This window comes from Deltaproteobacteria bacterium (assembly GCA_026712905.1).
In the GTDB taxonomy this organism is placed as follows: domain Bacteria; phylum Desulfobacterota; class Binatia; order UBA9968; family JAJDTQ01; genus JAJDTQ01.
This window is the reverse complement of sequence record JAPOPM010000199.1, coordinates 1-26,288: the sequence shown is the minus strand read 5'-3', so window position 1 is coordinate 26,288 and position 26,288 is coordinate 1. Positions and strand designations below refer to the sequence as shown.

The 26,288-nt window shown below is 66.9% G+C and carries 24 protein-coding genes; 15 read left to right on the top strand and 9 right to left on the bottom strand.

Features of this window, described 5'->3' with window-relative positions:
* Window positions 1-219 precede the first annotated feature (219 nt).
* Entirely contained in the window at window positions 220-2,706 is a 2,487-nt protein-coding gene (locus OXF11_16335; protein MCY4488663.1) for a xanthine dehydrogenase family protein molybdopterin-binding subunit, read from the top strand.
* Between the two features lie 615 nt (window positions 2,707-3,321).
* Window positions 3,322-4,956 (top strand): class I adenylate-forming enzyme family protein, encoded by a 1,635-nt coding sequence (locus OXF11_16330; GenBank protein ID MCY4488662.1) that lies wholly within the window; start codon window positions 3,322-3,324, stop codon window positions 4,954-4,956.
* A 23-nt stretch (window positions 4,957-4,979) separates the two neighbouring features.
* Here the strand turns inward: OXF11_16330 and OXF11_16325 are convergent, their stop codons facing one another.
* The gene (locus OXF11_16325; protein ID MCY4488661.1) at window positions 4,980-5,171 is read right to left on the bottom strand and encodes a ferredoxin family protein; all 192 of its coding nucleotides are present in this window, start codon (window positions 5,169-5,171) and stop codon (window positions 4,980-4,982) included.
* Window positions 5,158-6,888 carry an FAD-binding protein gene (locus tag OXF11_16320; GenBank protein ID MCY4488660.1) on the bottom strand — a complete coding sequence of 577 codons (1,731 nt, stop codon included), beginning with the start codon at window positions 6,886-6,888 and terminating at the stop codon, window positions 5,158-5,160. Before OXF11_16320 ends, OXF11_16325 begins: the two co-directional genes overlap by 14 nt.
* Window positions 6,889-7,077: 189 nt before the next feature.
* Between OXF11_16320 and OXF11_16315 the strand changes: the two genes are divergently transcribed.
* The gene (locus OXF11_16315; GenBank protein ID MCY4488659.1) at window positions 7,078-8,043 is read left to right on the top strand and encodes a peptidyl-alpha-hydroxyglycine alpha-amidating lyase family protein; all 966 of its coding nucleotides are present in this window, start codon (window positions 7,078-7,080) and stop codon (window positions 8,041-8,043) included.
* A 13-nt stretch (window positions 8,044-8,056) separates the two neighbouring features.
* On the opposite strand, the gene OXF11_16310 is transcribed toward OXF11_16315, so the two are convergent.
* Window positions 8,057-9,295 carry an MFS transporter gene (locus OXF11_16310; GenBank protein MCY4488658.1) on the bottom strand — a complete coding sequence of 413 codons (1,239 nt, stop codon included), beginning with the start codon at window positions 9,293-9,295 and terminating at the stop codon, window positions 8,057-8,059.
* Window positions 9,296-9,425: 130 nt separating this feature from the next.
* On the opposite strand from OXF11_16310, the gene OXF11_16305 reads away from it, so the two are divergent.
* The gene (locus tag OXF11_16305; protein ID MCY4488657.1) at window positions 9,426-9,815 is read left to right on the top strand and encodes a VOC family protein; all 390 of its coding nucleotides are present in this window, start codon (window positions 9,426-9,428) and stop codon (window positions 9,813-9,815) included.
* A complete protein-coding gene (gene mazG, locus OXF11_16300) occupies window positions 9,805-10,662 on the top strand; it encodes a nucleoside triphosphate pyrophosphohydrolase (protein MCY4488656.1) in 858 nt (285 codons plus the stop codon). Before OXF11_16305 ends, mazG begins: the two co-directional genes overlap by 11 nt.
* Window positions 10,663-10,673: 11 nt before the next feature.
* On the opposite strand, the gene OXF11_16295 is transcribed toward mazG, so the two are convergent.
* Window positions 10,674-11,294, bottom strand: a complete 621-nt coding sequence (locus tag OXF11_16295) for a LysE family translocator (GenBank protein ID MCY4488655.1) — start codon at window positions 11,292-11,294, stop codon at window positions 10,674-10,676.
* A gap of 62 nt (window positions 11,295-11,356) precedes the next feature.
* Here OXF11_16295 and OXF11_16290 point away from each other — a divergent pair, with 62 nt between their 5' ends.
* Both OXF11_16290 and OXF11_16285 read left to right on the top strand, forming a co-directional pair.
* Window positions 11,357-11,875: a cupin domain-containing protein gene (locus OXF11_16290; GenBank protein MCY4488654.1), complete on the top strand. Its 519-nt coding sequence runs from the start codon at window positions 11,357-11,359 to the stop codon at window positions 11,873-11,875.
* Window positions 11,872-12,840 (top strand): D-2-hydroxyacid dehydrogenase, encoded by a 969-nt coding sequence (locus OXF11_16285; GenBank protein MCY4488653.1) that lies wholly within the window; start codon window positions 11,872-11,874, stop codon window positions 12,838-12,840. The genes OXF11_16290 and OXF11_16285 overlap by 4 nt, the downstream gene beginning before the upstream one ends.
* 55 nt (window positions 12,841-12,895) lie before the next feature.
* Here the strand turns inward: OXF11_16285 and OXF11_16280 are convergent, their stop codons facing one another.
* Together OXF11_16280 and OXF11_16275 are read right to left on the bottom strand one after the other, a co-directional pair.
* Window positions 12,896-13,087: a hypothetical protein gene (locus OXF11_16280; GenBank protein MCY4488652.1), complete on the bottom strand. Its 192-nt coding sequence runs from the start codon at window positions 13,085-13,087 to the stop codon at window positions 12,896-12,898.
* Window positions 13,088-13,284: 197 nt separating this feature from the next.
* A complete protein-coding gene (locus OXF11_16275) occupies window positions 13,285-14,148 on the bottom strand; it encodes a DMT family transporter (protein ID MCY4488651.1) in 864 nt (287 codons plus the stop codon).
* Between the two features lie 117 nt (window positions 14,149-14,265).
* Between OXF11_16275 and OXF11_16270 the strand changes: the two genes are divergently transcribed.
* From OXF11_16270 to OXF11_16260, 3 genes are read left to right on the top strand one after another with little or no spacing between them, the layout of a single operon-like run.
* Window positions 14,266-15,153, top strand: a complete 888-nt coding sequence (locus OXF11_16270) for a xanthine dehydrogenase family protein subunit M (GenBank protein MCY4488650.1) — start codon at window positions 14,266-14,268, stop codon at window positions 15,151-15,153.
* On the top strand, window positions 15,138-15,641 hold the full coding sequence (locus tag OXF11_16265; GenBank protein MCY4488649.1) for a (2Fe-2S)-binding protein: 504 nt from the start codon (window positions 15,138-15,140) through the stop codon (window positions 15,639-15,641). The genes OXF11_16270 and OXF11_16265 overlap by 16 nt, the downstream gene beginning before the upstream one ends.
* Before the next feature lie 4 nt (window positions 15,642-15,645).
* Window positions 15,646-18,051 carry a xanthine dehydrogenase family protein molybdopterin-binding subunit gene (locus OXF11_16260; GenBank protein ID MCY4488648.1) on the top strand — a complete coding sequence of 802 codons (2,406 nt, stop codon included), beginning with the start codon at window positions 15,646-15,648 and terminating at the stop codon, window positions 18,049-18,051.
* Window positions 18,052-18,167: 116 nt separating this feature from the next.
* Here the strand turns inward: OXF11_16260 and OXF11_16255 are convergent, their stop codons facing one another.
* Window positions 18,168-19,079 carry an ABC transporter substrate-binding protein gene (locus tag OXF11_16255; protein ID MCY4488647.1) on the bottom strand — a complete coding sequence of 304 codons (912 nt, stop codon included), beginning with the start codon at window positions 19,077-19,079 and terminating at the stop codon, window positions 18,168-18,170.
* A 140-nt stretch (window positions 19,080-19,219) separates the two neighbouring features.
* Here OXF11_16255 and OXF11_16250 point away from each other — a divergent pair, with 140 nt between their 5' ends.
* Window positions 19,220-20,092 carry an EamA family transporter gene (locus OXF11_16250; protein MCY4488646.1) on the top strand — a complete coding sequence of 291 codons (873 nt, stop codon included), beginning with the start codon at window positions 19,220-19,222 and terminating at the stop codon, window positions 20,090-20,092.
* A 32-nt stretch (window positions 20,093-20,124) separates the two neighbouring features.
* Here the strand turns inward: OXF11_16250 and OXF11_16245 are convergent, their stop codons facing one another.
* Both OXF11_16245 and OXF11_16240 read right to left on the bottom strand, forming a co-directional pair.
* The gene (locus OXF11_16245) at window positions 20,125-20,982 is read right to left on the bottom strand and encodes a LexA family transcriptional regulator (protein MCY4488645.1); all 858 of its coding nucleotides are present in this window, start codon (window positions 20,980-20,982) and stop codon (window positions 20,125-20,127) included.
* 261 nt (window positions 20,983-21,243) lie between these two features.
* Window positions 21,244-21,669 (bottom strand): single-stranded DNA-binding protein, encoded by a 426-nt coding sequence (locus OXF11_16240; GenBank protein ID MCY4488644.1) that lies wholly within the window; start codon window positions 21,667-21,669, stop codon window positions 21,244-21,246.
* 240 nt (window positions 21,670-21,909) lie between these two features.
* Between OXF11_16240 and OXF11_16235 the strand changes: the two genes are divergently transcribed.
* The 4 genes from OXF11_16235 to OXF11_16220 all read left to right on the top strand — a co-directional run.
* Window positions 21,910-22,893: a tripartite tricarboxylate transporter substrate-binding protein gene (locus OXF11_16235; protein ID MCY4488643.1), complete on the top strand. Its 984-nt coding sequence runs from the start codon at window positions 21,910-21,912 to the stop codon at window positions 22,891-22,893.
* Window positions 22,894-23,012: 119 nt separating this feature from the next.
* Complete coding sequence (locus OXF11_16230) at window positions 23,013-24,506, top strand: tripartite tricarboxylate transporter permease (protein MCY4488642.1); 1,494 nt, start codon at window positions 23,013-23,015, stop codon at window positions 24,504-24,506.
* Window positions 24,503-25,018: a tripartite tricarboxylate transporter TctB family protein gene (locus OXF11_16225; protein MCY4488641.1), complete on the top strand. Its 516-nt coding sequence runs from the start codon at window positions 24,503-24,505 to the stop codon at window positions 25,016-25,018. The genes OXF11_16230 and OXF11_16225 overlap by 4 nt, the downstream gene beginning before the upstream one ends.
* Window positions 25,019-25,825: 807 nt before the next feature.
* Window positions 25,826-26,288: hypothetical protein (locus OXF11_16220; protein MCY4488640.1), on the top strand; the 463-nt coding region annotated here is incomplete at its 3' end.

Sequence of the window (26,288 nt, the reverse complement as noted above, 5' to 3'; positions counted from 1 at the left end):
CGCTGTAGTGCCCCACCACCGCCCCTGGATTCCCGCTTCCGCGGGAATGACGGTAAGAGGCGTCAGCGCCATTATGCATCCAAGCGGGGTTTTGACACAGCCTGTTTCGCGGGAATGACGTATTCGGGGGTGTGGTTGCCTTTCGTGTACCAGTGAGGTCTTGATAAGAGCCGCTTCCGCGGAAACGACCGCATTCGAAGCGTGGGAAGGGAGCAGCGCATGGCTCAAACTTACGTCGGGGCGCCGATACGGCGCGGTGAGGATGTCCGGTTCCTGACCGGCAGGGCCACGTTCATCGACGACGTGAAGCTACCCGGCATGCTGTACGCGGCCGTGCTGCGGAGCCCGCACGCGCACGCGCGCATCAAGTCGGTGGACGTGTCGGAGGCGCTGAAGCTCCCGGGGGTGGCCGCCGTGCTCACGTTCGCGGACCTGCCCACCGGCGTGAAGCCGGTGCCGCTGCGCATGTACGCGCTGGAGGGGCTGGACCGCTTCCTCCAGTATCCGCTGGCGCGGGACAAGGTCGCCTACGTGGGCGAGCCGGTGGCACTGGTGGCGGCGGTGGACCGTTACGTGGCCGAGGACGGCGCGGACTTGATCGACGTGGAGTACGAGCCGCTCCCGGCGGTGCCCGACGTGGAGGCGGCGCTACGCGGCGACGTCATCATCCACGAGGAGCAGGGCACCAACGTGGCCGGCGGCTACGACATCAAGCTCGGCGACGTGGACGCTGCCTTCCGCGACGCCGAGTACACCCGCAAGGAAATGCTGCGGGTGCACCGCCACACCGGCAATCCCATGGAGACCCGCGGCCTGCTGGCGTCCCACGACGCCGGCCGGAACGAGCTGACCGTGTGGGGCATGACCAAGGTGGCGCACTTCAACCGCGCGGTGCTGTCGTCCCTGCTGGAGATGCCCGAGCACCGCATCCACTTCATCGAGCCCGACGTGGGCGGCGGCTTCGGCATCCGGGGCGAGTTCTATCCCGAGGACTACCTGGTCCCCTACGCCGCCATGAAGCTCGGGCGGCCGGTGAAGTGGATCGAGGACCGGCGCGAGCACCTCATGGCCGCCAACCACTCGCGCGCGGTGCAATGCGAGCTGGAGATCGCCGCGCGCCGGGACGGTACATTCTTGGCCATGCGCGCGCGCATCCGCGGCGACATGGGCGCGCACATCCGCACCCACGGCGGCCTGGTGCCCGCGTCCACCGCCGCGGTGCTGCCCGGACCGTACCGCTTCCCCGCCTACCAGGCCCACGTCGAGTGCGTCATGACCAACAAGATGGGCGTGGGCACCTACCGCGCCCCCGGCCGCTTCGAGTCGTGTTATTTCCGGGAGCGCATGCTCGACATGGTCGCCGCCGACCTGGGCATGGACCCCATCGACCTGCGCCGCAAGAACCTCATCCAGCCCGAGGAACTGCCCTACGAACTCGGACCCACGCGCCCCGGCATCACCTCCACCGTGTTCGACAGCGGCGACTACCCGCGGGCGCTGGCCACCGCCCTGGAGCGGTTTGGCTACGATGCGCTGAAGCCCCTCCAGGGGCAGAAACGGGACGGACGCTACCACGGCATCGGCATCGGCTGGTTCGTCAAGAACACCGGCCTCGGACCGTCCGAGGGCGCCCGCGTCGCCGTCACCGGCCCCGAGAGCGTCGCCGTCTACCTGGGCATCGCCACCCTGGGCCAGGGCCACGAGACCGTCATGGCGCAGATCTGCGCCGACGCCCTGGGCGTGCCCATGGAGTGGATCACCGTGTTCCATGGCCACACCGACCTCATGCCCTGGGGCGGCGGCACCTACTCCAGCCGCGGCACCGTCATGGCCGGCAACGCCGTGCACCTGACGGGCGAAGCGCTCAGGAAACGGTTGCTGGAAGTGGCCGCGAGGCGGCTGGAGACCGACCCCGCGGGGCTGGAGTTTCGTTCCGGCAAGGTCTATGCCGCCGGCACGGAGCGGCCCGCGGCGGGCGGCCCCGGTCGTTCCGGCGACAGCGGCGGTCGAGAGGCGGACGCCGGGGCGGAGCGGCCCGTAGCGGGCAGCCCCGGTCATTCCGGCGAAGAGCCTGCCCGGTACGAGGCACCGCGCGGAAATCCGGGGGGCGATGTCGCTGATGCCGGCCGCGCGCTGCTGAACCTGGGCGACCTGCTGGAAATGACCAAGCCCGGCAAGCTCTCCGGCGGCGACACCCCAGGCCTCGAGGCCACCGAGTACTTCCACACCGACCGCCTCACCTACACCTACGGCGGCCACCTGGTGCACGTCGCCGTCGACCCCGAGACGGGAATGGTGGAGATCCTGCGGTATTTGGTGCTCGAAGACGTCGGCCGCGCCGTCAACCCCCTGCTCGTGCACGGCCAGGCCCTCGGCGCCGCCGCCCAGGGCATCGGCGGCACCCTGCTGGAGGAACTCGCCTACAACGAGGACGGCCAGTTGCTCACCACCACCCTGCTCGACTACCCGCTCCCGTCCAGCATGGAGATTCCCCCGGTGGAAAGCATCATTACCGAGTACTCCCCCTCGCCCCTCAACCCCCTCGGCGTCAAGGGCGCCGGCGAAGGCGGCATCGTCGCCTGCGGCGCCGCCCTCGCCAACGCCGTCTCCCACGCCCTGTCGTCCCTGGGCATCCAGATCAAGGACCTGCCGCTCACGCCCGACCGCATCAGGGCGCTGGTGCGGGAGGCGGAGGGGCACGGCTGAACCGTCGGCTCCGCCTCCGAATAGTTCGGGGTACCCTTGGCCCAGTTCGGGCAAGTACCCGAGCAAGGTTGCCGCGGTGAGCTCTCCCACGCCCTTCACGCTCTGATACAGGGCTACCCGTTCACTCAACCCCGGGTGACGCCGCCACAGCGCCTGCCACCAACTCCCGCTTGCCTACATCTATCCCTGCAAATACCTTCATGACCGCCTCCTCTTCTGCTAGGATGACGCTGTCCTCCACACTTGCTTATGCGGGGCTCTGACCCCCGGTATCTGTTCGGAGCGACAACTGGCATGCGGGGTGTCCTACTCCCGCCCGGTGCAGATCCCCCTAGAGGGCTCTCACCCTATGACGTGCGACGCGCCCCGCATGCCTACCCCTCAAATTGGCCGATCTGAGAGGTTCTCTCAACATACAAATGACGCACCGGGGGGTTGGCGGCAATTCCTGCCCGGCGGTACGTCGCCGACGGTCCAATTCCTGCCCGGCGGCACGTCGCCGACGGACCAATTCTTGCCCGGCGGCACGTCGCCGACGGACCGTTTGATGGCGGTGGCTGTCTACAGTAGAAAAACCCTGCCGGCGGCGTGACGCCGCACGGCCGGAGGCAGCTCATGTCGGACATGTCGGAGCCGCGCACGGCGTTGCGCGAAGCGGTGGCGCGGTACATGCCGCTCAAGACCGCGGCGGACTTCTGCGATGACAACGCGCGCCGCGTCGGCTCCAGGGAGGCGCTGGTGGACACGCGCCGGCGCCTCACCTGGGGCCAGGTGGCGGAGCTTTCCGACGCCTTGGCGCTGGCGCTCCTGGACCTCGGCCTGGAGCGGGACGGCCGCGTTCTCATCCAGATGCCCAACTCCGCGGAGCTCTTCCTTGCCCGCCTTGCGTGCGAGAAGGCGGGCCTCCGGCTCGTGACCGTGGCGCCGAGCCTGCGGCGCGCGGAGATGGAAGCCATCGTGGGCTTCACCCGTCCCGAGGTTGCCATTATCCCGGCCACCTACCGGGGTTTCAGCCACGCCGGACTCATCGAGCAGGTGCGCGGGCCGGAGCTGCGCCACGTGCTGGCGGCGTGGGACGAGGTGCCCGACGGATGTCTTGCGCTGGAAGCGGTTCTGTCCCAACCGGTGACGGACGAGGGGCGGCGGCGCCTCGCCGCCACGCGTTACGGGGTCGAGGACGTGTGCCAGCTTGCCACCACGAGCGGCTCTACCGGCACCCCCAAGTGCGCGGCGGTACCCCTGTACACGCGCCTGCTCACCGCCTGGCTCCATCTCCGGCGGTTTCGGGTTGGCGCGGGCGACACCCTGTGCGCGGTGACCGCGATCATCTCGGGGGTGGCGGACGGGTTGGTGTACAACGGTGTATGCGAAGCCGGGGCGCGGGTCGTGCTGCTGGACCATTTCGACCCGGCCGCCACCTGCGGGACGGTGGCGCGGGAGCGGGTGAACGTCCTGCCCATGGTTCCCACGATGATCTCCCGGCTGCTGTCCCTGCCGGATCTGGACGGCCACGACTTCACCTCCCTGCGCATCATCGTCAGCCACGGCTCTCCGTTGCCCCACGAACTCGGGCACGCCGCCGAGGCACGGCTGGGCTGCCGTATCATGCAGGGCTACGGCAGCGTGGACTGCGGCGGCCTGTGCGCCACCTCGTGGGACGATCCTCCCGACGTGCGCATCGGTTCCGTGGGCCGCCCCCTCGAAGGCAACGAGATGCGCATCACGGACGCGGACGGCCACGAGGTGCCGAGAGGCGAGACCGGACGCCTGTGGGTCCGGGGACTGCCCTCGGATGCGCGTTTTCTCGACAACCCCGACCTCAACGCACGCCGGCGCCCCGACGGCTTCCTGGACCTGGAGGAATGGGGGCGCATGGACGACGCCGGCAACATCTACCTCATGGGCCGTGACCAGGACCTCATCATCCGCGGGGGACAGAACATCTTTCCGGCCGACATCGAGAACCTGCTGGCTCGTCACCCCAAGGTGCGCGAGGCCGCGGTGGTGGGCTACGACGACCCGGAGATGGGAGAGCGCATCGCCGCGTGCGTCATTACGGACGGCGGCGCCTCATTGACCCTGGAAGAGGTGACGGAGTTCCTTCGGGACGAGGGGCTGGCCCCCTTCAAGCGCCCGGACCGGCTGGAGCTGATGGACGCTTTCCCCAAGGTCGCGTCAGGCGACAAGGTGGACAAGCGGGCGCTGAGGGAACGGGTGGGAATCCCTGGATTCCCGCTTCCGCGGAAATGACGATTCGGGGCTGGGCCGGGGGGCTACCCGTTCACCACGACGCGGATGGCCCCGTAGGCGCAGTCCCACTGGCACACGAAGCAGCCCTGGCAGTCCCCGGGGTAGGCCGGGAAGGCCTTTTCCCGTGGGTCGAGGCGCAGGACGTCGGTGGGGCATGTGTCGACGCACACGCCGCAGCCGGTGCACGCCTGGTCGTTCACGTCAACGCGCGGCATGGGGCGTCTCCTGGTAGCGGAAAACGAGGTGGAGGTGCTGCGTCGGCCGCACCGGATGCGGGTCGTGCCAGGACTCGGGCAAAGGCTCGTCCCAGAGCCTGAGGGCGCCGTCCTCCTGCTTGACCACCACCATCTTCACCCAGTTCACGTTGTCGATGACCGGGTAGTCCTCGCGGATGAAGGCCACGCGGCTCTCGGTGCGGTAGCGATAGGCGCGCAGGGTCGCCTCCAACACTTGCATATACTGGGTGAGACCCCACACCTTGGCCAGCTCGTGGGGGTTTCCCGCCATGAGCCGGGGCACCTCGTGTTCCCGGATGTCGCGGAGCTCGTCCAGGGCCGCGTCGAGGCGGTCGGCGTGGAGCACGAGCCCGACCTTCTCCATCAGCAGCTCGCCGAGCCGGCGGTGCACCGGCTCGAACGCGACGCCGTCCGAGCGCTGGAGCGGCTCGAGGAGCCGCGCCGTCACCCGTTCCACCTGCTCCGCCGGCGGACGCGGCGGTTCCACCGACCCCACGGCCGCGCCGACGGCCCGTCCGGTCCAGTCGCCGGTGACGGAGCAGAAGGGCAGGTTGCCGCCCGGGAGATAGGTCATGTCCGTACAGGTGCCGGCGGCGTAGAGCCCCGGCACGGTGGTCTCGCCTCGCTCGGTGACTCGCGCGCCGGCGCCGAAGATGCCGCTCGTTCCGGCCACCTGGAAGGTGTAAGGCACCGGCGTCTCGGTGAGGTCGCCGACCATGGCCTCTTGGTTGTTCACCACGATGGGGATCACCCGCCGGATGAGCTGCATCCGCTCCGGCGGCACCTCCCGCAGGTCCATGGAGGGCACCCGGCCCAACTCCTTCTGGTGGGCGATGGCGAAATACAAAAGCGCCCGTTGGGTCATCTCCATCCGCTTGGGGTCGTAGTCCTCGAGGAAGCGGCGGCCGTCCTGGTCCACCCACTTGGCCCCCGACGGCATCAGCGACTCCAGGCCGGGTGCGGACAGCGCGTTGTCGGGGTTCAGGTTGATGCCGCCGAGTTCCAGCCGCGACAGCTCCGCGCCGGCGCGCATCATCATGGCGATGCCGTCGCCGGAGAGGTCGATGGGCATGTAGCCCAGCGTGCTTCCGGGCCAGGGGTACGGGAACTTGTAGGGTCCGGTGCACACGACCGTGGCCTTGGCCGCGATCTCGTGGATCTCGCCGGTGCGGGTGTGGAAGCCGGCCGCACCGACCACGCGTCCCGCGGTGGGCAACCGGCCGTCCGAGGTCAACAGCTCGGTAAGGGCTACCCGGTTGAGGACCTCGACGCCGCTGCCGACGACGCCGGAACGCACCGCCATCATCATCTGCGGGCCGCCTTCGGCCATCCACACGCCGTTGGCGAAGGAGCGCCCCGGCGCGCCCATGCGGACGATCTTGCGGCCCTCCTTGACCCAGTTCACGCCCCAGCGGTCCATGAGCAGCACGTGCTCGTGCATGACCGGGAGCGACCGCGACACCAGGGGCTGGTTCACCAGCGGACCGCCGAAGGCGCGCATCCACGTCTCCTTGTCGTCGCCCGGCATGTAAGCGGGGTAGACTCCGGAAGCCAACGCGCTGCAGCCGCTGCGCCCGAAGTAGGAACGGTCCACCAGCAGCACCCGCGCCCCCGCCTCCCGCGCGCGGTAGGCCGCGAAGGCCCCGGCGATGCCGCCGCCGATCACGAGCACGTCCGTTTCCAGCCGAACAGCCATCGGGCGATATTAGACAGCGGGGGGTGATTGTTCAAGCCGCTTCGGTACGACGCACCGTGCGGCCCCCCGGTCGCGTCTCGAAGGGGCCGGGACCAGTTGCTGTTTCCGGTCAAAGCACTTACCTTGAACCGCGGCGGCCAGGATCAGACAGGCGCTTCGGCGGCTGAGAAAGAACAATGAGAGGTGTTCATGAGTACGACTCTGGGAAGCGGTGACTTTCGCTACGAGGCGCAGGATGGCTGGGCGCAACTGCCCGACGGCATGACCTTCAAGGAGGTGGCGGCGGTGGGCGTGGATACCCACGACAACGTCTACTGCTTCACCCGGGGCGAGCACCCGATGATCGTCTTCGACAAGGACGGAGGCTTTCTGCGCACCTGGGGCGAGGGGGTGTTCGCCCGCGCCCACGGCGTCACCATGGGTCAGGACGGCGACACGATCTTCTGTACCGATGACGGCGACCACACGGTGCGCAAGTGCACGCTGGACGGCAAGGTGCTGATGACCCTCGGGATTCCGGGCAAGGCGGCGGAGTTCCAGAAGGGGGATCCCTTCAACCGCTGCACCCACGTGGCGTTCTCGCCGGGCGGCGACATCTACGTCTCGGACGGCTACGGCAACTCGCGGGTACACAAGTATTCGCCGGACGGGAAGCTGCTGTTCTCCTGGGGCGAGCCCGGAACGGATCCGGGCGAGTTCAACCTCGTGCACAACATCTGCGCCGACGCCGACGGCTGGGTCTACGTGGCCGACCGGGAGAACCATCGCATCCAGGTGTTCGACGGCAACGGCCGTTTCGAAGCCCAGTGGTGCGACAACCTGCACCGCCCGTGCGCGCTCTACATGGAGAACCTCGGGAACGGCGCCAAGCCCATTTGCTACATCGGCGAGCTGGGGCCGGGCACGTCGCAGAACGGCGCCTATCCCAACATCGGCCACCGCATCGTCATCCGCGACGGCGACGGCGTCGAGTTGGGGCGCTTCGGCGATCCCGTGATGGGCGAGGGGCCGGGGCAGTTCATCGCGCCCCACGGCCTTTGCCTGGATTCGAACCGCAACCTCTACGTGGCGGAGGTCTCCTGGACCATCATGGGCCGGCGTATCGAGCCGCCGCGCGAGATGCGCAGCCTGCAGAAGCTGGTGAAGCTGGACTGACCGTCCACGTCCGCTACCCGGCGGCCGCCGCGGCTTCCTCCGGTTCCTCGTCCTCGTGTGCCACCGAGGGCAGGAGCCAGGGGATGGCCAACCCCACCAACAGCGCGCCGACGCCGCCGATGAGGTACGGCGCGTTGGCATCGACGTTGTCGAGGATCCAGCCGGCCGCGGTGTTGGAGGCGATGCCGCCGATACCGAGCCCGACCATGGCCACGAGGCCTTGGGCGGTGGACCGCAGCCGTCCGGGGGCCACCCGGTCCACGTACAGCGGCGCGCCCATCATCAACCCCGTCACCATCACGCCGTGCAGCATCTGCACCGGATAAATCCAGTAGGGGTTGGCGGTGAGGCCGCAAACCGTCCAGCGGACGCCGCCGGCCAGCACTCCCGCGGCCAGCAGCCCCCGTGCGCCGATGCGTTTGAGGCCCATGCCGGTGCACAGGATCAGGGGGATCTCGACGACGAGCATGAGGATCCACATGGTCTGAACCGTCTCCAGGGTGCCGCCCTGGGCGCGGACGTAGACCGGCAGGAGTCCCATGGGGCCGGTGACGAAGAGGTAGGCGCCGAAGGTGAAGAAGAGCAGGCGGCGCATGGGACCGCTGCGGAGGAGCGTCCGCCACTCGCCCCGTCCGGCCCTGAGCGACACGAGCCCCCCCTTTGGGAGGGCGAGGGCGAGGGCCGAGGCCAGCAGCACGATGACGGCGGTGCCCAGGAACATGGCTCCCAGGCCCGGTTCCGAGGGGCCGCCCGGCACCGGGCCGAGCCCGCGCCATTGCTGTACGCGGTCCAGCGCCAACGGGAAGATCAGCACCGAGGCCAGGAACCCCACGGTGCCCCAGGCACGGGCGAAGCCGTAGGCGTGGGGTCCGGAGCGGCGGAACGCCGCCAGCGCCACGGAAACCGAAAGGGGAATGACCGGGGTGGAGAAGAAGGCGAGGAAGATGGCGGCCAGGAGAATGAAGGCGAACCCCTGGGCCAGCCCCAGCAGCACGAAACCCGCGGCGGCCACCATGGACAGGAAGGCGACGATGCGGCTCCGGGCGCCGGTGCGGTCGGCGACCTGGCCCCAGAACGGCTGCGCGACGATGCCCACCAGCGGCATGACCGAGAGCACCATGCCGAGCTGGATGCCGGTGAGGCCGGCGTTCTCCTTTAGGTAGAGGCTGTAGTAGGGGAAGAAGACGCCAAGTGCCCCGAAGAAGGTGAACCAGAAAACGGAAATGGAAATGCCGTGGCGCCCGAAGTTCATGGAGGTTCAAGTCTAGCGGTTCACGGGGCTGTTTGTGAGCGCCCGCCGGACCGGGGGACACGTGGAATGCAACTCGCGGGCTTTTCCTGTAAATTGTGACCGGATTTCGGACGTAAACAGGAGGTTTCGAATGGCGCGACTCAAGCACATAGCGATCAGGACCGGGGACGTGGCGAAGACCGCGGCCTTCTACAAGGAAGCGTTCGATCTCGAGGAGGTAGGGAAGGGGTTGAACGGCGTCTACCTGTCCGACGGCCACATCAACATGGCGATCCTGAAGCTCAAGACACCCACGTCCCCGGCGGGCGTGGACCATTTCGGCTTCCAGGTGGACAACCTGGAGGAGTCGGTGGGGCGGGTCGCCAAGCTGGGCGGCGAACAGCTCACGGACATGACGCGAATCAATCCCACCGATCCGTCCCGTCCCCAGTCCTACTTCGAGGTCAAGGTCACCGGACCGGAGGAGCAGGAGATCGACGTGTCGGACACGGGCTGGGTCGGCGCGCCCCGTGACAAGTAGCAAGACCGGGCGGCATTCGGTGGACGAGGACAAGCGACAGAACACGGGCGAACTGTTCGAGGATCTCGTCGGCGTGATGGCGCGTTTGCGCGGCGAGGGCGGTTGCCCGTGGGACCGGGAACAGACCCACGCGTCGCTCAAGCGCTACGCCGTGGAGGAGACCTACGAGCTGCTCGAAGCCATCGACCAGGACGACGCTTCGGCCATCCGCGACGAGCTGGGGGACGTGCTGCTGCAAGTGTTGTTCCACGCCCAGTTGGCGCGCGAGGACGGGCGCTTCGCCATCGAGGCAGTGATGACCGGCCTGCGCGACAAGCTCGTGCGGCGGCATCCCCACGTCTTCGGCGACGAGCGCGCCACGGATGCCGGAGCGGTGTTGCGGAACTGGGAGAAGATCAAGGCGCGGGAGAAACCGTCTGGCGGGGCGCAAGGCCACTCCATCTTCACCTCGGTGCCCCGGGCCATGCCGGCCCTGGCGCGCGCCCAGCGCATCGGCGACAAGGCCGCCGGCGTCGGCTTCGACTGGCCCGACGTGGGACCCGTGTGGGGCAAGGTGGAGGAAGAGCTGGAAGAGTTGAAGGAAGCGGCCGGGAGCGGGAAGCCGGAGCGCGTGGAGGCGGAGTTGGGAGACCTGCTCTTCGCCGTGGTCAACCTGGGCCGCTTTCTCAAGGTACAGGCGGAAGAGGCCCTGGAGGGCACTCTCCAGCGCTTCCACAAGCGCTTCGCCTATATCGAGGGCGAGCTGGCGGAACGGGGCAAGACGGTGGAGCAGGCGTCCTTCGAAGAGATGGATGCGCTGTGGGATGAGGCCAAGGCGGTTGCGGAAGCCGGGAAGAAGGGTACGTAGGGTTCCCCCGCCTACAGGTGATCCCGGGCTACGGCCCACACGAGAAAGGCGCCCGCCGCGATCAACAGGATTCCGGAGAGGACGTGCACGTAGGGCTCCAGCCGAGGGGGCAGGTAGCGCCTCCCGCGGCTGACCAGGTACACGACCAGGAAGTTCATGGTACCCGCCCCGAGCCAAAAGCCCACGGGAAACGACAGCGCCCCCTGGATGCCTTGGCTTGCGAAGCCCGCGCGCACGAAGCCGAAACCCACCGTCCCCCAGAAGATGTAGGCATAGGGGTTCATGAGTTGTGTGAGCACGCTCTTGAGAAACGGGGAAAGCTGCCGCGAGCCGCGCGGGCGGTCGGCGGCCTCGGGCGCCGACCCTGCCCGGAAGGACTGGATCCCCAGCCAGAGGAGAAACGCGCCGCCGGCAACGCCCATGGCCACGGCGCCGGCCCCCGACGGGATGGCGGAATGGAGCGCCATCACCAGCGGCAGCATGACGCAGGCGTCCACGCACATGGGCGCCAGGGCCGTCTGGACACCCGGCCACGCGCCTCGGCGGAGCGTCTCGGTGGTGATGAGCGCCAGGATGGGGCCCGGCATGGAGGCGACGGAGAACCCCATGGCATACGCGAACAGGAGGCCCATGGCGGGGAGCCTAGCAACGCGGCCGCTCTAACGAAAACGGACAGGAAGAGGGAGGATCACGGATGAGCCACAAGAATATCGTGCATGTTTCCGATGTCGCCGAGGAGGCGCTGCCGTCCCCTGAAGGCACTTCGTTCGGCGGTACACGGCAGCGCGTGGGTTTGGCCGCGGGGGCGCAGAAACTCGGTTATGGGCTCTTCACCGTTCCGCCGGGCAAGGCGGCGTTCCCGCTCCACGTGCACACCCTCAACGAGGAGTTGATCTACATTCTCGAAGGTGAGGGGAGCCTGCGGTTCGGGGACGAGACCGTGGCGGTGCGCGCCGGCACGGTCGTCGCCTGCCCGGGCGGCGTGGACATGAGCCATCAGCTCGTGAATACGTCGGAGGGGGACCTGCGCTACCTGTGCGTGAGCACCATGCAGTATCCCGACATCGTCCACTATCCCGACTCCGGCAAGGTCGGGGTGTACGCCGGACCGGGCGCGTCGGACCAGAAGCCGTTCCGCGGTATTTACAAGAAGGGCACCGAGGTTCCGTACTTCCAGGACGAGACCGGACCCGGGGCGAAGGGCGGGTCGTGAACGCATTCCGCCTGGCGTTCCTGGACGCCGCCACCTTCGGCGTGGTCACCCTGACGCGGTTCGAGGAGGCCGCGGACTGTGTCGCGCACGAGTTGACGGAAGGGGAGGAGTTGCCCGAGCGTCTGGCGGACCGGCAGTGCGCGGTCATCAACAAGTTCGTGCTCGACCGGGCACGGCTGGAACACCCCTCGGCCGCACAGCTCGAGCTCATCGCCGTGGGCGCCACCGGCACCGACAACGTCGACATCGCGTGCGCGCGGGAGCGGGGTATCGCGGTATGCAACGTACCGGGCTACGCCACCACCGCGGTGGCCCAGTACACCCTGGCGCTGATCCTGGAGTTGGCCACCCAGGCCGCGCGTTACGCTCAGGGGACGCGCATGGGCGACTGGCAGGAGAGCACCATCTTCACGCGCCACGACTACCCGAGCTTCGAACTTCAGGGGCGGGTGCTGGGCATCGTCGGCTACGGCAACATCGGCCGCAAGGTCGCGGAGATGGCGCGGGTCTTCGGACTCGAGGTGATCGTGGCCGGCCGCGTGGGCGAGGAAGGCCGGCAGCCGGACAGGCTGCCCCTGGAGGAAGTGCTGCGACAGGCTGATTTCGTAAGCCTGCACTGCCCGCTCACGCCCGTGACCCAGGGGTTCATCAACCCACACAGCCTGTCGTTGATGAAGCCCACCGCCTATCTGGTCAATACCGCCCGCGGCGGCCTGGTGGACGAGGCGGCCCTGATCGAGGCGCTGGAACAGGGCACGATCGCGGGCGCGGCCTTGGACGTGATCTCGCAGGAACCGCCCGACGAGGGCCACCCGATGATGGAGGCGGCGGCGCGGCTGGACAACCTCCTGATCACTCCTCATTGCGCCTGGGCGGCCCGGGAGACGCGCCAGCGGCTCATGGACGAGGTGTTCGAAAACATCGACGCCTTCCGGCGCGGCGAGCGGCGCAACCGAGTGGACTGACCGAACTCTTTGATGAGTACGCCGCCTTGAATCAGGCGGCGAGAAAGGGGCGGCGTCAGGTTTGGGCGCCCCTGATCTCCCCCCGCAGTTCGGCAAACTCCCGTGCCAGGTCGTGCAGTTCCTTTTGCAGACCGTCGATCCTCAGGTCCAGCCGGTCGATTCGTCCGTCAAGCCGTGCGGCGACCCGCCAGATGAACAGACCAAGGGCGATTCCGACGCCGATAATCGTGAAGATTTCACCGCTCATATGGGACCTCTGTTGTCATGACCCTTGACGGTCGGTTCGTCCGTTCCGTCCCTCTGTCCGTATATGATCGGTACTCCTGTGGGGTTCTTTAGGCCGTTTCAGCCAAAACTTGTCTGACCGTTACTCTACGGCTCCGTGAGCGTCACGTCAACGCGAACTTCACAGGGTCGCGTGTGTCAGGTCGTGTCATGCACGTGCTACCGGGTGGCGATGAGGGTTACGCCGCCCAGCATGGACAGCGCGCCGAGGACGATGGGTACGGTGACCCTCTCGAGGTCCTTCAGGAAGATCAGGCTGAGGATGAGCGAGAAAAGCGGGGTGGTGTTGAGCAGCGGGATCATGACCGACACGTCGCCCAGGCTCAGTGAGGTGAAGACCAGGAGTTGCGAGATGGCCGATATGAAGGCCGTGGGTCCGAAGTAAGGCAGGCTCTGCCGGCTCGGTATGACCACGGAGAACTGCCGCTTGAGCCCGAGGTAGACCACGAAGATCGCGAGCGAGGTCCCGGTGGTCACCGCGCCGGCCACGAACGGGTTGGGCAGGATGAGCAGGCCGGCCTTGCGGAAGTTCTGGGAGACCCCCGCCAGGAATGCCGCCAGCAGGGGATACACCGCGTCCAGCAGCCGCCAGTCGGAACTGGCGCCCTCCTTCCGATAGAGCACCAGCCATCCGCCGGCGACGATGAAAAGCGCCCCCAGGTAGACGGGGACCACCGGGCGTTCGTGCAGGAAGACCACCGCGATGGCCACGGAGAAGAGCGGCCCGACGCCGCGCAGCGGCATGGCTCGGGCGACGCCCAGGCGGTCGATGCCGATGTAGAGGAAGATGCGCGCCAGCAGAGGCTGGAGCGTGCCGCTGGCCATGAAGTAGAAGGCCGCCGGGGAGCGGACGATGGAGAGGGGGAAGTTGATCGCCACGTAGGACCACATCAGGACGGTGGTCACGACGTAGCTGAGGAAGGCCGCGCTGAGAACGCTCGACGTGCGCGCGCCCTTGCGCACCATGATGGAGTCCACGGCCCAGCCCATGGCAGAGATGAACGGAACGATTTCAGGGCGCATGAAGTTTCCCGTCTAGCCGATACCCGCGGCATAGGCAAACCTGCCGTCGTCAGCGAACCTCCCGTCACCCTGGGCTTGACCCGGGGTCCACGATTCCCGTAAGTATCGTATCCCGTCATGAAGCCACCTCCGTTTCGTTACCATACCCCCCGGTCGCTGTCCGAAGCGCTCGACCTCCTGCGAGAATCGTCGGGCGACGCGCGGGTGCTGGCCGGCGGTCAGAGCCTCGTGCCGTTGCTCAACCTGCGGCTGGCCTATCCCGAGGTCTTGGTGGATCTCAATCAGGTGGAGGGTCTGTCCTATATCCGCGACGACGGCGCGCGGCTGTGCATCGGCGCCATGACTCGCCAGCGCGAGGCGGAGTTCTCGACGGTGCTGGCGGAGCGTTGCCCGCTTCTCGTGGAGGCGCTGACGCAGGTGGGGCATCCCGCCATCCGCAACCGCGGCACCGTCGGCGGCAGCCTGGCGCACGCGGATCCGGTGGCGGAGTTGCCGTGTGTGATGACGGCGCTGGACGCGGAGTTGGTGGCGGCGGGGCCGGCGGGCGAGCGGGTGATGGCCGCGAGCGAGTTTTTCCTGGGTCCCTACGAGACCGCGCTGGCGCCGGGCGAGATATTGGTGGAGGCGCGGATTCCGTTGACGCCGGCGCCCCGACCGGCGAGCTTCGTGGAGTTCAGCCGCCGCCACGGCGATTTCGCGTTGGCCGAGGCCGCGGTCGTGCTGGAGGGGAACGGAACGTGCACCGGCGCGCGCGTGGTGGCGGCCGGACCGGCGTGGACACCGTCACGGCTGGACGCGGTCGAACGGCTGGTGGGCGGAGCGGGAGTGGCTCGTACGGACGGTGCCGCCCAACACGATCTCGTGGAAGAAGCGGGCAGGACGGCCGAGACCGAGGTGGCGGCGCTCGTCACCCATGCGGACGCCACGCCCTACCAGCGGCGACTGGCCGCGGTGCTGGTCAAGCGCTCCGTCGCGCAAGCGCTGGAGCGATGGAGCGGGAGTTGACGGACGAACGAACGGACAGGCGCACCGTCTCCGTGACGGTCAACGGGCGGCGTTGCGCGGCCGAGGTGGACGTGCGCAAGACACTGGCCGACTTCCTGCGCGAGGACGCGGGCTTCACCGGCGTTCACGTGGGCTGCGAGCACGGCGTGTGCGGCGCGTGCTCGGTGCTGATGGACGGGCAGGTGGTGCGTTCGTGCATCCTCTTCGCCGTGCAGGCCCACGGCCACGAGATCGTGACCGTGGAGGGGCTGGGCGACGAGGAGGCGTTGGACCCGTTGCAGCAGGCGTTCGTGGAGCACCATGCGCTCCAGTGCGGCTTCTGCACGCCGGGCATGCTGCTGGCGGCCGTGGATCTGTTGAAGCACTGTCCCGATCCCACGGAGACCCAGGTGCGCGAGGCGCTCTCCGGCAACCTGTGCATGTGCACCGGATACGCCAACATCGTCCGCGCGGTACGCGCCGCCGCGCCAAGCGTCAGATCCGGTTGAACCCATGCAACCTTCATCCACCCAATGGAAGGGCCGCCCGGTCCGGCTGAGAGAGGACCTGCGGTTCTCCACCGGCCGGGGCACCTACATCGACGACATGAAGTTCCCGGACACGCTGCACGTCGCGTTGCTGCGGAGCGTGCACGCGCACGCGCGCATCGTGAACGTGGACCTGAGCGAGGCGTTGGCCATGCCCGGGGTGGTGTGCGGCCTCACCGGCGAGGACGTGGGGCGCATGACCAAGCCGCTGCGCTCCCTCATCCCCATTCCGGTGGCCCTCGACGCCTACTGCCTGGCCTTCGGCAAGGTCACCCACGTGGGCGAGCCGGTGGCCGCCATCCTGGCTACCAGCCGCTACCTGGCCGAGGACGCGCTGGAGAAGATCCGGGTGGAGTACGAGCCCCTGCCCGCGGCGGTGGACCCCGAGGCGGCCATGGAGCCGGACGCGCCGCTGCTTTTCGAGTCCATGGGCACCAACGTCATGTGGCAAGACCGCTTCGACTACGGCGACACGGATGCGGCCTTCGCGCGCGCGGCCCACGTCTTCAAGAAGCGCTTCTACATCCAGCGCTACTCGTCCACGGCGCTCGAGACCTTCGGCTGCACCGCGGTCTATGACGACCACCGGGAACAGCTCACCGTCTGGTCCAACGACCAGCGCCCGGGCCAGGCCATGCCCATCGTGGCCCACAGCCTGGGCCTGACCCATGCGCAGATCCGTTTCGTCACGCCGGACGTGGGCGGCGGCTTCGGCAACAAGCGCAAGGCCCACTACCTGATCATCGCGGCGCTTCTGTCCAAGCTGAGCGGGGGCAAGCCGGTGCACTACCTGGAGGACCGGCGCGAGAACCTCATGGCGCTGATCCACGCGTGCAACGGCGTCATGGACCTGGAAACGGCGCTGGACGAGGAAGGCCGCATCCTCGGCATGAGGGTGCGCGACATCGCGGACGAGGGCGCCAACGTCCTCAATCCCACGGTGCATTCGATCCTCAAGCTCGGCAACCTGACCAACTGCTACCGCATCCCGGTGGTGCGCTACGAGGTCAACTCGGTGATGACCAACAAGTGCCCGTCGGGCGCCAACCGGGGCATCGGCAAGCCGTTCATGTGCCTGGCCATGGAACGGATGATGGACTACCTGGCGCGGCAGCTCGGCATGGACCCCATCGAGCTGCGGCGCAGGAACCTGGTGCCGCCCGACGCCATGCCCTACACCGGCCCCAGCGGCGCGCTCATCGACAGCGGCGACTTCGGCGGCACCCTCGACAAGCTGCTGCCGCTCATCGACTACCAGGACTTTCTCCAGGAACAGCGTGAGGCCCGCGCCCGGGGACGCTACCTCGGCATCGGCATCGCCATCGGGCTGGAGCCGAGCACCTCCAACCAGTCGGCCTACATGCTCTCGTCCGGCCGGCGCAGCGCCTCGGGCTCGGCCGAGGCGGCCATGGTGCGGGTGGAGCACGACGGCAGCATCCTGGTGCTCCTGGGGGACGTGGGCAGCGGCCAGGGGCACGAGACCGCCGCGGCGCAGATCGTCGCCGACGAGCTGGGGGTCGCCATGGACGGCGTGCGCGTGTCGCCGTTCTTCGACTCCGCGGTGACGCCCTGGCTCTACGCCACCGGCAACTACTCCAACAAGTTCGCCGGCACCGACGTGGGCGCCATCCTCGGGGCCGCGCACAAGGTCCGCGACAAGCTTCTGGAGTTGGCGGCGTACCTGCTGCAGGAGCCGGTGGAGAACCTGGAGCTGGCCGAGGGGGGCGTGCGCGCCCGCGACCGCCACGAGCATCGCAAGACTCTGGCGGAGCTGGCCTTCGTGGCCTACCGCGACCTGCTGTCGCTGCCGCGCGGGATGGAGCCGGGCCTGGAGGGTCGATTCTACTACAGCTCCGACCTCGCCAACGTCCCCGACGAGAACCGCCGCGTGCGCAACCAGCTCTTCGCCAGCAACGCCGCCCACGGGGTCATCGTCGAAGTGGACCCGGACACCGGCGGGGTCGCGATCCTCAAGTACGGCGTGGTGCACGACTGCGGCATTGTGCTGAACCCGGCCATCGTGGAAGGGCTGGTGCAGGGCGCCACCGCCCACGGCATCGGCGCGGCGCTGTTCGAGGAGTTCGACTACGACGAGCAGGGGAACCTGAAAGCGACGACCTTCGTGGACTACCTGAAGCCCACCGCGGTGGAGATCCCCGACGTGCGCATGGACCACCTGGTGACGCCGTCGCCGTATACGCCTCTGGGAATGAAGGGAGTGGGGGAGGGCGGCGCCATTCCCGCGCCCGCGGCCATCTGCAATGCGGTGGAGAACGCGCTGGCGCCGCTGGGCTGCACCTTCGACCATCTCCCGCTCACGCCCGAACGGGTGTGGACCGAAATAGAAAAGGCCCGCGCCGAACCATCGTAGGGGCGACCCGCGGTCGCCCTGACTGCACCGTGAGGTGGCACGCCAAGGGCGACCGGCCGGTCGCCCCTACAAGATGACGTTGTATGCCGGGGCGACCCGCGGTCGCCCCTACGGGTTCAGACGGTCACATTGCACACCAGCTCGGTGTAGTCCGCGTCCTCGGGGATCAGGTCCCACGTCAGCATCCACTTGTACTGCCGCTCGAACTCTTCCTCGGTATAGGGCTCCGGGTCCACGTAGCGCAGCCGCGGCAGGTAGAAGTCGTCTTCCGTGAGCTCGTTGGCGTAGTGCTCGGGGATCTCCGCCAGCATGTGCTTGATGTACTTCCTGGGGTTCTTGTTGATGTAGGTGACGGACTTCTTGATGGCCCGCAGCATGCGTTTGAGCAGGTCGGGGTCCATGTCGGCGGGGCCGTTCTCCACCCCCAGGTAGTGGCCCTCGGTAATCATCTTGTAACCGCGCTTCTGGGCCAGCGAGATCCACGGCTCCATGAGCGTGGCCGCGTCCACCTCGCCGTTCTCCAGCGCGATGAACCGTTCGTGCACGGTGCCGGCGTGCACCACGTTCATCTCGTCCCGGGCGACGAAGCCCTCGAGCAGGGACAGGGTGTGGTAGTGCGAGCCCTGGTGGTACTGGACGCCGACGCTCTTGTTGGCGAGCTGCATGGGCGCGTTCACCGGCGAGTCGGGCAGGACGTAGATGCCCTGGCACACCACCGCCGGGCGCTTGGTCCAGATGGGGGCGCCGCGCTCGCTGTCGTAGGCCCGCCGCACCTGTCCCCAGGAACAGGCGCGCATGATGTCCACCTTCTTCTGCTCGTACAGGAACTGGTAGTTGGTGGACTTCACCAGGGTGTGGTCGGTGCGCCGCGGATCGTCGGCCGCGAACTTGGTCTCGCGCACGCCCGGCAGGAGGATCTCCACCTCCATGCCTTCTTCCTCGAACAGTCCTTCTTCCTGCGCCACGAACCAGTGGAGCCCCAGAACCGCTTCCGCGCTCTCCACGTTGATCTTGACCAACTCAGCCATTTTTCGTTCTCCTTTCGAAGCTTCCGCCCAAGGCTTGTCTATTACAACCCGCACGGGAGCCGGTCAAGATCGTGTCCGGCGCCGCGCGTGCGCACCGCGTATGCGGGGCACCGCCTATCTGGTACGTATGGGCTGACGCCATGGAGTTCGACGCGGCACTGCTGTTCGCTCTGGGCACGGCCCTCGCCTACGCCGTCGCCGACGTGACCGCGCGTTTCGGGCTGGAGCGGGCCAACGCCGTGGTGGGGGCCATGATGGCCCTCGCATCCTCGGTGATGATGTTCACCCTCGTGATCGCGGCCCTCGACGTGCGCTTCCCGGCGTGGGGCGTCCACTACCTGTGGATGATGCTGGGCGGGGCGCTCAACCCAGGCGTGTTCTTCGTGACCTTCTTCATCGGGATCTCGAAGATCGGTGTGTCGCGCGCCGCGCCCATCAAGGGCAGTTCGGCCATCTTCGCCGCCTTCATGGCCATGGCCTTCCTCGGTGAGGATCCGGCTTGGTACAACCTGACCGGTATCCTGCTGGTAGTGGCGGGGATCGCGGTGATCTCGTCCGGGGCTGTCACCGGGCATTGGCGCAGGGTGGACATGCTTTGGCCACTGGGTGCCGCGGTGGCCGGCGCGGGCGCGGCTCTTTGCTGGCGTATCGGCGTGCAGGCCTTTCCCGACACGGTGGCCGCCGCCGCCGTGGCCATCCTGGCGGCCTTGGTGGTGGTAACCGGTTACACTCTGGCGACGCGCCGGGGCGAGATCCGCGAGAACGTGCGTGTTGGCTGGAAATACTTCATCGTCGCCGGAGCCATCGAAGGCCTCGGCAAGTTCCTGTATGCCAGCGCACTGCAACTCGGCGAGATCTACCGCATGCTGCCGCTGATCCAGACCTCGCCGTTGTTCGTGGTGTTGATTTCCCTGGTGGTGCTGCGGCGGGCGGAGCGCATCACCTGGCGGGTGCCGGCGGGGGCGGTGCTGACCGTGGGCGGCGCGATCCTGGTGAACGTGCGCCTGGGGTGACGCGGTGTCCGGGTTCGGGCCGGCGTGTCCATTCAGAACGTCCGTGCCATCCAGCGCACCTCGCCGACGACCTTCGCGTCATCAGGCCAGGCCACGGTCGCCCACGCCGGATGATCGCATTCAAGCAGCCAGGCGCCGGAGGCATCCCTGCCCGCGCGCCGGATCAACAGCCTGTCCTCGGTGCGCAGCGCAAAGATGCGTCCCGCGTGCCTCTGCCGCTGTCGCCGGTTCACCAGCACGGAACATCCGTCCGGGAGGGTCTCCGCCATGGAATCGTCTTGTATCCTGACGATGAGGCACTGGGTGGAATCCAGTCTCTGCCGGCGCAGCCAGTCACGTCCGAACCACACGGACTCGGGGGTTTGCGCTGCCCCGGACGCGTCGTAAGCCGCGTCGAGCTCCCGCATCTCCACGGGGAGAGCTTCGTCAAGGTCGACGCCCTCCGTCCAGTAGTCAGCCGGGACGTCGTCCGTCGCGTATCCGCCGGGCAAGGACTGGCGGTCGCCGGAGATCCGCTCGCGCAGAAGAAGATCCAGATCCCGCCGCAACGCGGCGCGCAGCCCGCGAGCCTCGGCTCTCAAGGTCCGCCGTACGCTGTCCTCCAGTTCCACCTCGCGATTCCGTCGCGCGGGACGCTCCGGGCTCTCCTTGCCGCGCTCGGCGAACAGCCGGGTAAGCGGCACTCCCAGAAATTCGGCCAGCTTCTCCAGTTGGTTCAGTTTCCACTCGTTGCGTCCGTTCAAGAGGTTGGAGAAGTGGCTCGGTCGAATGCCGATGGCGGCCGCTATCTGCCCCTTCGTGGCTCGTCCCAGGGATTTCTCGTCGTCAATGAAATCCCGGATCTTGTTCTTGGAGGGACTTGAGAGTGGGGGAGTCTTCCGTCGGGGCATCGCAGGTTTCCAGAAGGAAAGCACACTTGCCAACGGAATAAGTCAAAACGAGGGCAAGTGTGCTTTCCTTCTGCCATGCGGCAAAATTGCTTTCATTCTCCTTCTGATTGTGAATTCCAGGTCACGAGACCCATTGGCGCGCAAAGGTGCCGCGATAGGCGTCCGCAAACCGGTCCCTTGATCGGAACCCGCAGCGCGGGCGGCGCGGCAAATGTGCTTTGACGTGGTGCAGGACATCCGTGTCCTGCACCGGAGAGAACGCTAGAAGGGGATGTCGTCGTCGATGGGCGGGGACTGGAAGGAGGACGAAGGTTCGCCGAACCCCTGGTCCTGGGACTCCTGCGAAGCGCGCGCGCCGCCTCCGCCGCCGAGGAACTGCACCCGCTGGGCGACGATCTCGGTGGTGTAGCGGTCCTGGCCGTTCTGGTCGGTCCACTTGCGGGTCTGGATACGGCCCTGGACGAAGACCTGCCGTCCCTTGGACAGGTACTGGCCGCAGGCTTCCGCTTGCTTGCCCCACACGACGATGTTGTGCCACTCCGTGCGTTCCTGGGAGTTGCCGTCCTGACCGGTCCAGGACTCGGATGTGGCGATGGAAAAATTGGCGACCGCGCGGCCGCTCTGGGTGAAGCGGACCTCCGGGTCCTTGCCAAGGTTTCCTACGACGATAGCGATGTTCACGGACATGTGCGCACCTCACGAGCTAGTTTTGTGCGACGGAAGCGTGGACCTTATCGGTTACGCTCGGCCGAGTCAACACGAATCAAAATCTCCTTCATGACCCTTGACAATGCCGGGGGACCCCCATAAAAGGTCATGCTTATTGCCTTCTTCCCAAATCATCGGCAGCCAGTGACACAACTTTAGCCCATCGCGGTACAGCAAGGCCGCACAAGACGCTTTCCAGCGTAATGACGGAGGAATGATATGCGAAATCTGACGACTCGAATCCTGTTGGGGGCCCTCGCGCTCGGTCTGGCCGTGAGCCTGCCGCTCTCGCAGGCGGGTGCCGAGTTCCCCGACCGCAACATCAACATCGTCGTGCCGTTCTCGCCCGGCGGCGGCTACGACTCCATCGCCCGCGCCACGGCCCGGAGCATGAAGAAGTTCGTTCCCAAGGGCGTGAACATCATCGTCAAGAACGTCACCGGCGCCGCCGGCCGCCGCGCCTCGGTATTCATGTACCGCGCCAAGCCCGACGGCTACACCATCGCCCACTTCCAAGCCTCCGGGATGCTCGGCGACCAGATGCTGTCGGAAAAGCCCGTCGGCTTCGAAACCAGCAAGTACACGTGGCTCGCCCGGGTGGGGGCGGACCCCTTCGGCCTTCACGTATCGGCCAAGGGCCCCCACAAGTCCATCGCGGACCTGCAGAAGGCAAAACGTGTCACCTGGGGGGTCGAGGGTATCGGCGTGGGACGGTGGTTGGGCTCGTTCCTGGCCGCCAAGACCTTCGGCATCGACTTTAACGTGGTGGCCGGCTACCGTGGCACGGGCGAGTCGCTGCCGGCGCTCCTGCGCGGCGACTTCGACGTCTGGGCCCAGCCCATCGACCACCCGTCGGTGACCTCCTATCTCGGCACGGACCTGCGCCCGGTGGTTCAACTGGACAGGAAGCGCGCCGTCAACGCCCCGGACGTGAAGACTTCTTACGAGATGGGCTTTGACCTCTACTTCAGCGACCTGCGCGCCTTCGGCGGCCCTCCGGGAATCCCCGCGGACCGGGCGAAGATCCTCGAGGAACTCCTGCTCAAGTCCATGCGGGACGAGGACTACATCGCCTGGAAGAAATCGTCGTCCATCCAGTTGGTCGAGGGGCCGGGTTCCTCCGTGACCGAAGACCTGAAATACTACGAGAACCTTTTCCAGGCCAACCTCAAGGAGATGCGAGCGGCCGCCAAGGCCAAGTAGGAACGAGCTTCGAAGCCGTCCACGGCCGCGGTTTGAACGCGGCCGTGGACGGTGGGTAGCGGAGCGGTCGGTCGGCGCAACGCAGGGGACGGCAAGGGCCGCGTCCGAGGAACGAATCCATGTGGGAACCATTTCTCCTGGCCATGGGCATGCTCAGCGAGCCCATGAACCTCTTGGTGCTCGCCGTCGGCGCGGTGTCCGGCCTCATCCTGGGGGCGCTCCCGGGGCTGTTCCTGGCGGGCCTGACCATCGGCATGACCTTCACCTTCGGGTGGGACGCGGAGACCGCCATGTTCCTCATGGCGGGGATGATGGGGGCCGCCACCGAAGGGGGTTCGGTTCCCGCCATCCTGCTCAACATCCCCGGAGAAGCGCCCAACGCCGCCACCTGCTTCGACGGGCATCCCATGGCGCGCCGGGGCGAGGCGGGCCGGGCCGTGGGGCTGGCGGCGGCGTCGTCGTTTCTCGGCGCCGTGGTGGGCATGTGCTTCCTGATGATCCTCATCCCATTCGTGAAGATCATCGTGCTGTCCTTCGGCCCGCCAGAGTTCTTCATGCTGGTGGTCTTCGGCCTTCTGACCGTGGCCTACGCCGCCCGCGGCAACATGCTCAAGGGGCTCGTGTCCGCGGGCATCGGCGTGCTCTTGTCGCTCATCGGCTTCAGTCCGGTGCACGGGGTGCTGCGCTTCAACTTCGGCAGCGACAACTACCTGTGGGACGGTATCCCGCTGGTGCCGTTCTTCATCGGGCTCTTCGCCATCGCCGAGCTGGTCAACCACGTGCTGCGCGGCGATACCATCGCCGAGGGCGGCGCGCGCATCAGGGTGGGTCTGTTCGGCGCCTTCAAGGGGTTCTGGGAGGTTTTCCAATACAAGACCACGCTGGTGCGGAGCTCGGCCATCGGTATCTTTGCGGGCATCATTCCGGGCATCGGCGGGGGGTTGGCCAACTTTCTCTCCTACTCCATGGCCGTGCAGTTCTCCAAGAACCCGGAGAAGTTCGGCACCGGCACTCCCGAGGGCATCATCGCCTCCGAGGCCTCCAATGACGCCAAGGACGGCGGCGCCCTGCTGCCCACCATTATCTTCGGCATCCCTGGCAGCGCCGGCATGGCCGTGCTTCTGGGCGCCTTCATCCTCCACGGGCTCCAGCCCGGGTTCTTCTTCATCCGGGAACACATGGACATCGTGTTCGTGCTGATCTTCGGCTTCGTGATCGCCAACTTCCTGGCCAGCCTCATGGCCGCGTTCGGCGCCGATATCCTCGCCCGGGTCACCACGCTGCGCGTGGGCTACGTGGTCCCGGCCGCCTTCCTGCTGTCCGTCGGCGGCGCCTACGCCGCGCGCGAGAACGTCTGGGACATCGGTATCGCCATCGCCGCGGGCATCCTCGGTTTCGCGTTCAACCGGTTCGGTTTCTCGCTGGTGACGCTGGTCATCGGATTCCTGCTCGGGGTGCGCGCGGAACTGTCCTTCGTGCAGTCGCTGCAGATCTCCGCCGGCAGCTACGCCATCTTTTTCACGCGGCCCGTCACCATAGTGCTGATGCTCCTGAGCATCCTCATGCTCTGCCTGCCGTGGCTGTCGAGCCGGAAAGGGAAGGCGTCGTCATGAAAGGGTCCACGCTTCTCGGGGTGATCCTCGTGGCCACCGCGGCGCTGTTCTTCGGGTGGTCGTTCTCCTACGGCGGCATGGCGGGCTTCGTGCCCCTGGTGCTGGCGTTCCCAACCCTGCTGCTGGCGGCCCTGTGTCTCGCCGGTGAACGCTATCCGCGCATCCTGAGCGCTTTCGAAGTGAGCCTGGAGGATGTCCTTTCCTCGGCCGCGGGTGCCGAGGACGTTGTCGAGACCGCGCAGCAGGGCCCCAAGGCCGGCGAGTTGGGCCTCATCGTTCGCATGTTCGTGTGGTTCGCGGCGTTCGGGGTGCTGGTCTTCATCACCGGGTTCTATGTGTCGACCTTCCTGTTCGCGGTGCTCTTCACGCACAAGCAGGGTGGCATCGGCTGGCCGGGAACGGCCTTCATCACCGCACTGGCGCTCGGTTTCTTCTATTTCATCTTCGAACGGACGCTGGCCGTCGACCTCTTTGCCGGCGTGATTTTCGGCGCTTTCATCCCGCCGCTCTGACCATCCCTTTCCATGGCCGCCGGGGGGCGACCGCGGGTCGCCCCTACGATTCATCGCGCCTTGCCGGCAACGAAACATCCTCCGCATATGCGAATTAACCGGACACCACACTAGCGCGCCCCGTTGTTCCCGTAGCCGGTGCTAGCCGGTGAAAGGACCCTCCCTTGGCCGTCTCGCGGCCTGTGCGTCTTGTCCTGGAGAGTAGCTTGAAACCAGGACGCGTTGCCGGGTCTCAACGATGCCTTTTTGTTCTGGAAAAAATAATCGAATACGTGAAATTCTTGGTCGATCGAATGGTTTCTAATTTCACGCATAATCCCCGCTCCGCCGCACCGTTCGTGGTAGGCGTCGACCTGCCGATTCTTCATCCTCATCCATTCCAATAGTCATGTCCCCGATTCCGGGGGAGCTCCCCAAGTCTGTCAAAATACGGGCGTATTTGGCTATCGCCAAGGGCTGGAACGGGGTGTCCATGGATCTCCCCTTGGGCTTCCGGATTCCGAGGCCTGCGCATCGATCGATCGGTTTTCTAGGAAGAATGTCTAGTCTTAATAGTGAAATCTAGTGGTTGCAATGACAAACATCTACCATTACATGTTTATTCTCGAAATTGGTAAATTTTCCAAAAGACCAGATTCGGGTTCCTGAGCCTGAACTTGGCAGACGGGGGAGGAATCAAGAATGTTTACTGACAGTGCTCGTCCGCAGAATGACTCTCGACCGACGGTAGTGGCCGGGCGCCCTGGGAGTCAAGGAGGTCGTGTAGCGGCGTTCAGGTCCATCGCCGCCTTTCGACGACGGACTGGCGTGGAGGTGGTCTTGCCGGCGGCCTTGTTGATGTGGGTACTGGCGCTTCTCGGGGCGGCTGCGCCAGGGTATGGGCAGGACACCACCACGGTGACGATCGCGGCGGGTGCGGCGAGCTACGGGTACGAGATAGATGAGGTGGGATTCACGCTGACGCGGACGGGGTCGACGGCGGCGGCGGCGGCGTTGACGGTGGGTGTGACGGTAACGCAGGAGCAGACGTACTTGGATTCGAGGGCGGTGAATCAGAAGGCGACGTTCGCGGCGTTGTCATCGACGGCGGAGGTGACGATCGCGCGGTTCTGGTTCCAGGGGGGGGCGACGACGACGGGGTCGTTGACGGCGACGGTGGACACGGGGGAGGGGTACAGCGTGGGGACGCCGGGCTCGGCGAGCACGGAGATGGTGGTGTTGGATCCGGCGGTGACGGTTCGGTTGGGGAGCGCGTCGTATACGATGAAGG